The sequence below is a fragment of the Pararhodobacter oceanensis genome, from assembly GCF_003076755.1.
Taxonomy (GTDB): Bacteria; Pseudomonadota; Alphaproteobacteria; order Rhodobacterales; family Rhodobacteraceae; genus Pararhodobacter; species Pararhodobacter oceanensis.
Genome location: NZ_QDKM01000007.1, coordinates 34,318 through 45,812 on the forward strand (window position 1 = coordinate 34,318; position 11,495 = coordinate 45,812).

Annotated in this window: 7 protein-coding genes; 6 read left to right on the plus strand and 1 reads right to left on the minus strand. The window is 62.6% G+C overall.

The features are described 5' to 3' along the window. Positions 1-18: 18 nt before the first annotated feature. From glgB to DDE20_RS14430, 6 genes are read left to right on the plus strand one after another with little or no spacing between them, the layout of a single operon-like run. Positions 19-2,205, plus strand: coding sequence for a 1,4-alpha-glucan branching protein GlgB (glgB, locus tag DDE20_RS14405; protein ID WP_116559222.1), 2,187 nt, complete (start codon positions 19-21; stop codon positions 2,203-2,205). Further along, positions 2,202-3,467, plus strand: a complete 1,266-nt coding sequence (glgC, locus tag DDE20_RS14410) for a glucose-1-phosphate adenylyltransferase (protein ID WP_116559223.1) — start codon at positions 2,202-2,204, stop codon at positions 3,465-3,467. Before glgB ends, glgC begins: the two co-directional genes overlap by 4 nt. A 5-nt stretch (positions 3,468-3,472) precedes the next feature. Continuing rightward, positions 3,473-4,915 carry a glycogen synthase GlgA gene (glgA, locus tag DDE20_RS14415; protein ID WP_116559329.1) on the plus strand — a complete coding sequence of 481 codons (1,443 nt, stop codon included), beginning with the start codon at positions 3,473-3,475 and terminating at the stop codon, positions 4,913-4,915. Continuing rightward, entirely contained in the window at positions 4,912-6,993 is a 2,082-nt protein-coding gene (gene glgX / locus DDE20_RS14420) for a glycogen debranching protein GlgX (protein ID WP_116559224.1), read from the plus strand. Before glgA ends, glgX begins: the two co-directional genes overlap by 4 nt. After that, on the plus strand, positions 6,990-8,828 hold the full coding sequence (gene malQ / locus DDE20_RS14425) for a 4-alpha-glucanotransferase (protein ID WP_116559225.1): 1,839 nt from the start codon (positions 6,990-6,992) through the stop codon (positions 8,826-8,828). Before glgX ends, malQ begins: the two co-directional genes overlap by 4 nt. 2 nt (positions 8,829-8,830) lie before the next feature. Then, the gene (locus tag DDE20_RS14430) at positions 8,831-10,456 is read left to right on the plus strand and encodes an alpha-D-glucose phosphate-specific phosphoglucomutase (RefSeq protein WP_116559226.1); all 1,626 of its coding nucleotides are present in this window, start codon (positions 8,831-8,833) and stop codon (positions 10,454-10,456) included. A gap of 250 nt (positions 10,457-10,706) precedes the next feature. On the opposite strand, the gene DDE20_RS14435 is transcribed toward DDE20_RS14430, so the two are convergent. Beyond that, complete coding sequence (locus DDE20_RS14435) at positions 10,707-11,459, minus strand: cytochrome c biogenesis CcdA family protein (protein ID WP_116559227.1); 753 nt, start codon at positions 11,457-11,459, stop codon at positions 10,707-10,709. Between the last annotated feature and the right edge of the window lie 36 nt (positions 11,460-11,495).

Below are 11,495 nucleotides of genomic sequence, written 5' to 3' on the forward strand. Positions count from 1 at the left end.
CTGCGCCAAAAAACTGGCATGGACCGGGCGAAAAACTCTTTATCCGATGCAGTTTCCCAAGCGGATATCACCGCAATTCTATCGGGAGACCTCGCCGATCCATTCGCGGTTTTTGGCCCCGATCATCGCGGCATTCCCGGGCGGCTATTGTGCTTTGATCCTCATGCCAGAACCATGGATGCTTTGACGCTTGACCATGTGCTGCCGCTGGCCCCTTTGGGCGGCGGCATTTTTACTGGTGATATCGGTGATGCGCCTTACCGGCTGCGCGGCAGTGACGGCACCCGCGACTGGAGCTATGATGATCCCTACCGCTTTGGTCCCGTGCTTGGTGATCTCGATCTGCATCTGATCGCCGAAGGCAGGCACCGGCGGCTTTGGCAGGCCTTGGGCGCGCATGTGATCACCCATCAAGGCATCACCGGCACCCATTTTGCGGTCTGGGCGCCGCATGCCCGCCGCGTCTCGGTGGTTGGCGAGTTCAACGCCTGGGACGGGCGCCGTGCCCCGATGCGCCGCCGCAACGCCGGAGTTTGGGAGATTTTCCTGCCCGGCGTGATGCAAAACCACAGCTATCAATACGAGGTCTTGCCGCAGTCCGGCCCGCCCGTGCTCAAATCCGATCCGCTGGCATTTGGCGCGCAGCATCCGCCGCAAACCGCTTCGGTGGTGCGCGGGACGGGCGCTCACATTTGGCGCGACGCCGGTTGGATGGCGGGCCGCGCGACCCGCCAGACCCGTGAGGCGCCGATCTCGATCTATGAGGTGCATCTGGGCAGTTGGCGCCACCATGACGGGCAGCCAATGCTCTATACGCAAGCCGCCGAAGAACTGGTCGATTATGTGCATGATATGGGTTTTACCCATATCGAGTTCATGCCGCTGACCGAATACCCGTTTGGCGGCTCTTGGGGCTATCAGCCGACCGGTCTCTATGCGCCGACCTGCCGCCATGGCGCGCCCGATGAGTTCCGCGCTTTGATCGATGCCGCCCATGCCAAGGGTTTGGGCGTGATCATGGATTGGGTGCCCGCGCATTTCCCCTCGGACGCTCATGGATTGGCGCATTTCGACGGTACGCCGCTCTATGAACACGCCGATCCGCGCGAGGGGTTTCATCCCGATTGGAACACGCTGATCTATGACTTCGGCCGCAATGAAGTGCGCAATTTCCTCAGCGCCAATGCGGTCTATTGGCTGCGCGAATTCCACCTCGACGGGCTGCGCGTTGATGCGGTGGCCTCGATGCTCTACCGCGATTACTCGCGGGCGGATGGCGCATGGATCCCCAACCGTGACGGCGGGCGCGAGAACTATGAGGCGATTGATTTTATTCAGGAAATGAACACCCAAGCCTATGGCGACACGCCCGAAGGGGTGATGACCATGGCCGAAGAAAGCACCTCTTGGCCCGGTGTCACCCAGCCTGTGTACGCGGGCGGTTTGGGGTTTGGGTTCAAGTGGAATATGGGCTGGATGAATGACACGCTACGCTATATGGCGCATCCGCCCATTCACCGCGCGCATCACCACGATCTGATGACTTTCGGGCTGGTCTACGGGTTCTCCGAGAATTTCGTGCTGCCGATCAGCCATGACGAAGTGGTCCACGGCAAGGGCAGTATGCTGGCGAAAATGCCCGGCACGCACGCAGAAAAGCTCGCCAATCTGCGCGCCTATTACGGGTTCATGTGGGGCCATCCGGGCAAGAAACTGCTGTTTATGGGCTGCGAATTTGCCCAGCCGCAGGAATGGAACCACGACGCCCAGCTTGATTGGTCCGTGCTGCAAGACCCCGCCCACGCCGGGCTGCAACGGCTGATCCGCGATCTGAACCGGCTATACCGCGGCACACCTGCGCTGCACCAACGCGACGCCGATCCACACGGGTTCCAATGGATCAATCAGGACGCGTCGGCAGAGAGCGTGTTCTCATGGCTGCGCTGGGGGCATGCGGGGCAGCCGCCTGTCGCGGTGATCGCCAATTTCACTCCGGTTGAGCGGCGCTGGCGCCTCGGTCTGCCGCAAACGGGCACATGGGAAGAGATGCTCAACAGCGATGCCGAGGTTTACGGCGGCGGCAACCGTGGCAATCTGGGCAAGGTCACCGCCGATGGCCCGCCCCATGCTGGCCAGCCGCATAGCGCCCTGATCACCCTGCCGCCCCTCTCAACCCTGTTTTTCTGCCCAAAGGAGCCCCGATGAACATCCCGTCCAACCGGCTGAGCACCCGCGCCATGGCCTTTATTCTGGCGGGTGGGCGCGGCTCGCGGCTCAACGAGTTGACCGACGCGCGCGCCAAACCGGCGGTCTATTTCGGCGGCAAATCGCGGATCATCGACTTTGCGCTCTCGAATGCGCTGAACTCGGGCATTCGCAAAATGGCCGTGGCGACGCAGTATAAGGCGCATTCCTTGATCCGCCACTGCCAGCGCGGTTGGAGCTTTTTTCGCGCGGAACGCAATGAATATCTGGACATTCTGCCTGCCTCGCAGCGGGTCAGCGAGTCGATGTGGTATGAGGGCACCGCCGACGCGGTGTTTCAGAATATCGACATCATCGACAGCTATGATGTTGATTACGTTGTCATTCTTGCCGGTGACCATATCTATAAAATGGACTATGAGGTGATGCTGCGCGAGCATGTGGAAAACGGTGCCGATGTTACCGTCGGCTGTCTAACGGTGCCGCGCGCCGAGGCGTCGGGCTTTGGCGTTATGCAGGTCAATCTGGCCGGACGGATCACCGATTTCATCGAAAAACCCGCCGATCCCCCGGGCCTGCCCGACGATCCGCAGAACACTCTGGCTTCGATGGGGATTTATGTGTTTCGCTGGAAGTTCCTGCGGCAACTGTTGATGGATGACGCCCATGACGCGAATTCCAGCCGCGATTTCGGCAGCGACATCATCCCGACGGTGGTCAGAAACGGCAAGGCGATGGCGCATCTGTTCGAGGATAGCTGCGTGCGCCACCGCCCCGATGCTCCGGCCTATTGGCGCGATGTCGGCACGATTGATGCGTTCTGGAAGGCCAATATCGACCTGACGGATTTCGACCCAGACCTTGACCTCTGGCACCGCGAATGGCCGATCTGGACCTATTCCGAAAGCGTGCCACCGGCGAAATTCATTCATAACGAGGACAGCCGTCGCGGCGTCGCGATCTCGTCGCTGATCTCGGGCGGCTGCATCATTTCCGGCACCGAAGTGCGCAATTCGCTGATCTTCACCGGCGTGCGCTCGAACTCCTATTCAACGCTGCAAAGCGCGGTGATCCTGCCCTATGCGACGATCGGGCGTCACGCGCAATTGTCGAATGTGGTGATCGACCGCGGGGTGACTATCCCCGATCGGCTGGTGGTCGGCGAAGACCCTGAGCAGGACGCGCAGTGGTTTCGCGTCACCGAGGGCGGCGTGACATTGATCACCCAGACAATGCTCGACCGGCGGGCGGAGCAGCTATGACCAGCTTGCGAAATATCCTCGCCGTGGCGTCGGAATGCGCGCCCATGGTTAAGACCGGCGGTCTCGCCGATGTGGTCGGCGCCCTGCCCCATGCGCTGGCCCCACATGACCTCAAGATCCGCACATTGATCCCCGGCTACCCCGCGGTGATGGCGCAAATCGGCAAGGCGAAACCGCTGTTCACCCGCAAAGATCTATTGGGCCATCCCGCGCGGATCTTGGCCGCCAAATGCCACGGGTTGGACCTGTTGATCCTCGACGCGCCCGCGCTGTTTGCACGCGGCGGCACGCCCTATCTTGACGAGAGCGGCAAGGACTGGCGCGACAATGACCTGCGCTTTGCCGCCCTCAGCTTTGCCGCCGCCGAGATCGCCGCAGGTGCGGTGAAAGACTGGCGGCCCGATGTGCTGCATCTGCATGATTGGCAGGCGGGATTAACGCCGGTCTATATGCAGGAAATGGGCGCGACGCAGCCCTGCGTGATGACCATCCACAATATGGCCTTCCACGGGCTGACCTCGCGCAACCGCTTGAAATCACTACGTCTTCCCGCTTCGGGGTTCGACATAGACGGGTTTGAATACTACGGGCATATCTCGGCGCTCAAGGCCGGTCTGACCATGGCGCAAGCGCTGACCACGGTCAGCCCGACCTATGCGCAAGAGCTGATGACACCCGAGTTCGGCATGGGGCTAGACGGGGTGATCCGCGCCCGCGCTGGGGCGCTCACCGGCATTCTCAACGGGATCGACACCAACCTGTGGTGCCCGCAAAGCGATCCGGCGATCAAACCCTTTTCGTCCCCGGCGGGTAAGGCGCGCAACACGCAGGCCCTGCGCGCGGAATTCGGCCTTGCCGATAGCGACGGGCCGCTGGCGGTGGTGGTCTCGCGGCTGTCGGATCAAAAGGGGCTGGACCTGCTGCTGCAAGCCCTGCCCGCCCTGATCGGACGCGGCGGACAATTGGCGCTTTTGGGCTCCGGCGACCGGCAGTTGGAACACGCTTGGTTAACCGCCGCCGCTGCAAACCCACAGCATATCGGTGTGCGCATCGGCTATGACGACGCGCTGTCGCGCCGCATGTTTGCCGGTGCCGACGCGGTGCTGGTGCCCTCACGGTTTGAGCCTTGCGGGCTGACCCAGCTTTACGGTCTGCGCTACGGAGCGCTGCCGGTAGTCGCGCGCACCGGCGGGCTGGCTGATACGGTGATCCACGCCAATGCCGCCGCGCTGGCCACCAAATGCGCCACCGGCATCACTCATAAACCGGATTCGGTGCCCGCCCTCACCGCCGCTTTGACGCAGCTTTGCACGCTCTACGCCGATCAGCCGCTGTTTCAGCGCCTGCAAGGCAACGCCATGACGCAACCGGTCGGCTGGGAGGCCAGCGCGCCGCTCTATGCCGCGCTGTTCAACCGCCTCGCAACTGACGCTCAGGAGGCGCCATGACACTGACAATCGAAGCCGGACGGCACGACCGCATCGGCACCAATTTCGACGGCGACGGGGTCAATTTCGCGATCTTTTCGGAACATGCGACGGCGGTGGAACTGTGTCTTTTCTCACCTGATGGCATGCGTGAAACCGACCGGATGTTCCTGCCCGAGCGCAGCGGCTGGATCTGGCACGGGCGGGTGCCCGGCCTCTGCCCCGGCCAGCGCTATGGCTACCGCGTGCATGGGCCGTTTGCGCCCGAAGATGGCCACCGGTTTAACCCCAACAAACTGCTGCTGGACCCCTATGCCAAGCGGATCACCGGCCACCCGCGCTGGTCGGATGCGCTGTTCGGCTATAATCCCGGCGCAAAAACGCTGGATCTGACCTATTCAACCCGCGATTCCGCGCGCTTTATGCCCAAATGCGTGGTCGAAGATCCCAGTTTCAACTGGGGCAATGACCGCCCGCTGGCAACGCCCGCCAATGAAACGATTATCTATGAGGCGCATGTCAAAGGGCTGACCCGCAACATGGAGTGCGCCCATCCCGGCAGCTTTCTGGGGCTGGCCTCGGATCAGGCGATCGACCATCTGGTCGATCTCGGCATCACCGCGATTGAACTCTTGCCGGTCCAGTCTTTTCTCAACGATCGCTGGCTGGTCGAGAAACGTCTGACAAATTATTGGGGATATCAGACATTAGGCTTTTTCGCCCCTGAACCGCGCTACATGACCCATGGAAAGATCAATGAATTCCAACACATGGTCGCGCGTCTTCATGCGGCAGGGATCGAGGTTATTCTCGATGTTGTCTATAACCATACCTGCGAAGGCAGTGAGTTGGGGCCGACCCTGTCATTCCGCGGGATCGACAACAAAAGCTACTACCGCCTCGCCCCCAATCCGCGCCATTACATCAATGACACCGGCTGCGGCAACACGCTGAACCTTGATCACCCGATGGTCCTGCGCATGGTGATGGACAGCCTGCGCTACTGGGTCGAGGTGATGCATATTGACGGGTTTCGCTTTGATCTGGCCTCAACGCTGGCGCGCGATGACCACGGGTTTCAGCCCAACTCGGCGTTCTTTGCCGCGATCCGGCAAGATCCGGTGCTCAACCGCGTGAAACTGATCGCCGAGCCTTGGGATATCGGCCCCGGAGGCTATCAATTGGGCGCTTTTCCCAATCCGTTTATGGAGTGGAACGACAAATACCGCGACGGGGTGCGCCGGTTCTGGCGCCGCGATCACCGGCCTGCACCGGAACTCGCCGCCCGCATCACCGGCTCGGCGATCCAGTTTGATCATTCCGGCCGGATGGCGACCAGTTCGGTCAATTTCATCGCCGCCCATGACGGGTTCAACCTGATGGATATGGTCAGCTACGCGCAGAAAAACAACATCGCCAATGGCGAGGATAACCGCGACGGCCACTCCGAGAATTACTCGGATAATATGGGCGTTGACGGGCCCACCGACGACATTCAGGTCAATGAAATGCGGGCCCTGCGGCGGCGCAATCTGATGGCGACGCTGCTGCTCTCGCAGGGCACGCCGATGATCCTTGCGGGCGACGAGATCGGCCACACGCAACAGGGCAATAACAACGCCTATTGTCAGGACAGCGAGATTTCATGGCTGGATTGGGCGCAGGCCGATGTGGAGATGCTCGCCTTCACCAAACGATTGATTGAGTTCAGAAAAAACCATCCGATCCTGCGGCAGAAACTGTTCCTGCACTCGAAAGCGCGCAGTTCTGACGGCAAGGCTGATGTGCTCTGGTGGCACCCCGAGGGCCGCCGGATGAGTGCTGCCGATTGGGAGGATCCGGCGCTTAGTTTCGTCTGCGTCGAGATGCGCACTGCCAGCGACACACCCGCCTATTCCGACCTCGAATATGCGCTGTTCATGGTGTTCAACGCCGGTGCCGCGCAAGAGATTTCCCTGCCGCCAACGCCGGACGGGATGATCTGGTCGCGGCGGATCAATTCCTATGCCCCCGAGGCCCCGCATGAACGCATCGCCTTTGGCAAATTAACCGTGCCCGCGCATTCGGTCTCGGCACTGGTGCTGGACAGCGACACATGAGTGCGCTCGATGATCTCTGCGCCGAAGCGGGTCTGATCTGGCGCTACCGTGACGGCGCCGGAGAGATGCAGGAAGCGCCCGAAGCCAGCCGCGAGGCGGTGCTATCGGCTCTTGGGTATGGCAATGATGCCAACGCGTTACCCGACGACCTTAACAGATCCACCAGTCTTGCCATCCGCGCCCATGAACCCAAGGATTGGGGCCCCGGCGCTTGGCATCTGATTACCGAAGCGGGAGAGGAGATCCACGGCGAAGGCCCGCTGCCACCGCTACCCGTGGGCTATCACCGCATTCATCACAACGGCTGGACCGTGCATCTTCTGGCCGCCCCTGACCGGCTGCCCGCCCCACCACGACGCTGGGGGCTGACCCTGCCCCTATTCGCGCTTTGGGAGGGGCAGCAGGCGGGGTTTGGCAGCTATGCGCAACTGGGTGAGCTTGCCGAGGGCTGCGCCCCCGCCGGCGCGTCTTTCATCGGGATCAACCCGATCCACGCGGGTTTTCCCATGGACCCTGAGAATTTCAGTCCCTATGCCCCCTCGCACCGCCGGCGGCTGAACGCGCTGCATGTCGAGACCGGCCACGTAATGCCAGAGAGCGGTGCATTGATCGACTATGCGCCCGCTATCCATGCAAAGCGCGCCGCACTGGAGGCGGCGTTTTCCGCCTTCACCAATGATGCGGGCTTCGACGCATGGCGCGCAGCGAGCGGCACGGATCTGGAGCGTTTCGCCACCCATCAGGCGCTCAGCGAGATCCATGGGCCCTATTGGTCGACTTGGCCCGAGGCCTACCAGTCCCCCGATACGCCTGAGGTCGCCGCATTCGCCCGCGCGCATCCCCAACGGCTGCGGTTCCACGCCTGGGCGCAGTGGCAGGCCGAGGGGCAATTGGCGCAGGCACAGGCGCGCGCGAAAGCGGCGGGGATGGCCTTTGGTCTCTATCTCGATATCGCGGTGGGCACCCATCCGCATGGCGCCGAAACTTGGGCCGAGCGCGACATGTTCGCGCAGGGCATCAGCCTTGGCGCGCCGCCCGATCTGCTTGGCCCCGCTGGCCAGCGCTGGGGGCTTGCACCCCTGCGCGCCGATATGCTGCGCGCCACCGGCTATGCCGCCTTTGCCCAGACGCTGCGGCAACAGATGCGGTTTTGCGGCCTCTTGCGCATTGACCATATTCTTGGGCTGGAGCGCAGTTTCTGGCTGCCCGACGGGTTGCCCGGCCTCTATGTCACCATGCCGCGCGAGGAACTGCTGGCGGTGCTGCGCATTGAGGCCAGCCACGCCGGAGCCTTCGTGATCGGCGAAGATCTCGGCACCATCCCCGAGGGGTTACGTGATGCGCTGGCGGGTTCTGGCGTGATGGGCTGCCGCGTGGCGATGTTCGAGAGGGATTGGGACGGCACCGGTGATTTCACGCCCCCCGAGGCCTATGCGCCCGAAGCGCTGGCCAGTTGGGGCACCCATGATCTGCCGACATGGCAGGGCTGGCGTCAGGGCCGCGATATCGACTGGCGGGCACAGCTTGGTGAACTCAGCGATACCGATGCCGCCCATGCGTTGCGCACCCAAGAAGTCCGCGCCTTTGACGCCAGCGCAGGCGGCAGCGACCTGACGGCACTGCACCGGTTTTTGGCGCAAACCGCCAGCGCTTTGGTTGCGGTGCAGGCCGAGGATCTGGCGGGCGCCACCGAGCAGGCCAATCTGCCCGGCACAGTCTTTGAGCATCCAAACTGGCGCCGCCGCCTGCCAATTCCCCTTTCCGGTCTCATTTCCGCCGCAAGCCTGCGCGAGACCGGCACGATCATGACCCAAGCTGGAAGAAACGGATCATAAATATGCAAGTCACCCGCGTCGCAACGCAACCGATTGAGGGACAGAAACCCGGAACCTCGGGGCTGCGCAAGAAAACCCGCGTGTTTATGCAGGCGGGGTATCTGGAAAATTTCGTGCAGAGCATCTGGAGTGGCATCGGCGGTGTCGATGGCCGCGTGTTGGTGGTCGGCGGCGATGGGCGCTATTTCAACGATGCAGCAATTCAGGTGATCTTGCGGATGGCGGCGGCCTCGGGCGCGGCAAAGGTGATCGTCGGGCAAGACGGGTTGCTCTCGACACCCGCCGCCTCGAACCTGATCCGCAAACGTGGCGCGGATGGCGGGGTGATCCTTTCGGCAAGCCATAATCCCGGCGGGCCTGATGAAGATTTCGGCATCAAATACAATACGCCCAATGGCGGACCGGCGCCCGAAGCGGTTACCGATGCGATCTATGCCGCGACGCAGAGCATCGATCACTATTTGACGCTGGAAACACCGGATATCGACCTCTCCACGCTTGGCGAGACGCGGGTTGGCGCGATGGTAGTGGAAGTCGTCGACCCGGTCGCGGATTACGCCGCACTGATGGAAGAACTGTTTGATTTCAACGCGCTACGCGCTCTCTTTGTCTCTGGCTACAAGGTGCATTTCGATGCGATGCATGCGATCACCGGCCCCTATGCGGTGGAAATTCTGGAGAACCGTCTGGGGGCGGCGAAGGGCAGCGTGAAGAACGCGGTGCCCCTGCCCGATTTCGGCGGCGGGCACCCAGATCCCAATCCGGTCTGGGCCAAAGAGCTGATGGCTGCGATGTATGGTGCGGATGCGCCCGATTTCGGCGCCGCCTCGGATGGTGACGGCGACCGCAATATGATTGTCGGCAAGAGCTGCTATGTCACGCCATCGGATTCGCTGGCGGTGCTGGCGGCGAATGCGCATCTGGCGCCGGGCTATGCCACGGGGCTCAAAGGTGTGGCGCGTTCGATGCCGACCTCCTGCGCCGTCGACCGCGTGGCCGAGGCGCGCGGCATGGCGTGCTATGCGACGCCGACGGGATGGAAGTTCTTTGGCAACCTCCTCGACGCGGGGCTGGCGACACTTTGTGGTGAGGAATCAGCAGGCACCGGCTCGGACCATGTGCGCGAGAAAGACGGGCTTTGGGCGGTGCTGATGTGGCTGAATATTCTGGCGGTCAAACGCATGTCGGTGGGTGAGGTCATGGCTGAGCATTGGGCGGAATTCGGCCGCACTTATTACTCGCGCCATGACTATGAGGCGATCGACAGCCAAGCCGCCAACGGCTTAATGGATGACCTCCGCGCCGCCCTGCCCGATCTCATCGGACGCGAGGTTGCGGGGCTGGTGGTGCAGAGCGCCGAGGACTTCAGCTATACTGATCCGGTCGATGGATCAACGGCGGCGCGCCAAGGGATACAGATATCATTCGAGGGCGGCGCGCGGGTGGTCTTGCGGCTGTCCGGCACCGGCACCGAGGGCGCGACACTGCGGGTCTATCTGGAACGCTTTGACGCCCGCGACTTCGGCCAGGACCCGCAGGCGGCGCTGGCGCCGGTGGCGGCGGCAATCGAGGCGCTGGCGGGGATCAAAGCGCGCAGCGGGCGCGATGCGCCGGATGTGATCACCTGAACAACGGCGCTGGCGCGGCTCTCGAACGGTGCGTGCAAAGCACACACCCTACGGCTGTTTCGAGGCCAGGAGGCGTGGGTCCATAGCGCCGCCTAGGGTCACTTGGGCCTTCAGGGGGCGTTGCCCCCTCGCCCGTGCCGGGCTCACCCCCAGGATATTTCTGGACAGATGAGGGGGCTGTCGGCGTGCACTGACTTCGGCGCTTGGTCCGGCTGCATGTGCTCGGTCGCGGGGCGGTGGACGAAAGGCGTTAGCCGAGGGATTGCAGGGTCGGGAAGGTGTCGAGGAGCCAGAAGGACACGCTAGCCATCGCGCCGGTGATCAGCGCAAGGCCAACGATGATCAACAAGACACCCATAGCTTTCTCGATCACCCCGAGCCAGGGTTTGATGCGGTTCATCAGGGTCATCGAGCGGCTGATAAAGATCGCCGCCAAGAGGAACGGCACGCCGAGACCAAGGGCATAGACCCCGAGCAGCGCGGTGCCGCGGGCCACCGAGCCCTCGGAGGCAGCCAGAGTGATGATCATGCCGAGGATCGGACCGATGCAGGGGGTCCAGCCGAAGGCAAACGCCAGACCAAGCACATAGGCTCCAAAGGCCGAGCCGCCACGGTTGCCAGCCTCGAGACGAGCCTCGCGCATCAGGAAGCCAATGCGGAACAGGCCGAGGAAATGCAGACCCATGATCACCACCACCACGCCGGCGATCTGGGCGAATAGCTCGCGGTGAAATAGGAACACCTGCCCGAGGGTGGAAGCGGTGAAGCCGAGGAACAGGAAGACCGTGCTCAGCCCCATGACAAAGAACAGAGCGGGCAAAGTGGCGCGGCTGGGGCCTTTGCTGTCTTCGGTCAGGTCGCGCATCGAGATGCCCGACATATAGGCCAGATAGGGCGGCACGATGGGCAGCACACAGGGGCTGAGAAAGGACAGCAGACCGGCCAGCAGGGCCACGGCAAGTGACGGCATCAGCGCGGCGTCGAAGAGGTCAATTCCGAACATCAGGGTCCCCGGGAGTATCTGCGGCCCGGGGCAAGG